This is a genomic window from Affinundibacterium danionis (genome assembly GCF_042432465.1).
Taxonomy (GTDB): domain Bacteria; phylum Pseudomonadota; class Gammaproteobacteria; order Burkholderiales; family Burkholderiaceae_D; genus Undibacterium; species Undibacterium danionis.
The window spans coordinates 1-609 of sequence record NZ_JBHLXJ010000019.1 but is presented as its reverse complement, the minus strand read 5'-3'; the positions used below and the strand labels follow the sequence as shown (position 1 = coordinate 609).

At 52.5% G+C, this 609-nt stretch carries 1 protein-coding gene; it reads right to left on the bottom strand.

All coding sequences use genetic code 11. The features are described from left to right. Window positions 1-609 (bottom strand): hypothetical protein (locus tag ACFFJH_RS17990; protein WP_390214359.1); only part of this gene is annotated, 609 nt, incomplete at both ends.

Genomic DNA, 609 nt, shown 5'->3' with positions numbered 1-609 from the left:
AAACGGTAATGTCATTGTTGGCACCAATTGTTTTAACGAGACCCGTGCCTGTTACCACAAGTACGTTGGAGGCACCATCGAAAGTAGCCGAAGTGATAGTGGGCGTGACGACATTCGAGACAGTGATGGCGTTGCCAGTCAGATCGGCAGAGGTGGTGCGGCTGGCATCCCATGAGGCAGCAGCAGCGAGGTTGAAGCTGGTGGTATCAACAGCGGATGTGCCATTCTTGTTCAAAATGCCGTTGATGTTGAGCTGGTCAACAGCATTGAGTGTCACCGTAAAGGAGGTGGCACTGGCTGCGGTGACGTTCGGTGAAGTCAGGGTGTAGGAACCGCCCTGGCCAGCAATCGACAACTTCGAAACATCAATCGTGTCGCCCGTGACCATGTTGGCACCGGTGACCACTAAGGTACCTGTACTGGCATCATAGGTGGAGTTAATAATGGTTGGTGCGGCATTCGAGACCGTGATGCCGTTACCGGTCAAATCAGCGATATTGCCACCTGTGATGACACTATTCCAGTCATCGGCAGCAGCCAGGTTGTAAGTGGTGCTGCTGATGGAGGAGGTGCCGTTCTTATTCAACAGGTTATTGACGCCAGCAATAT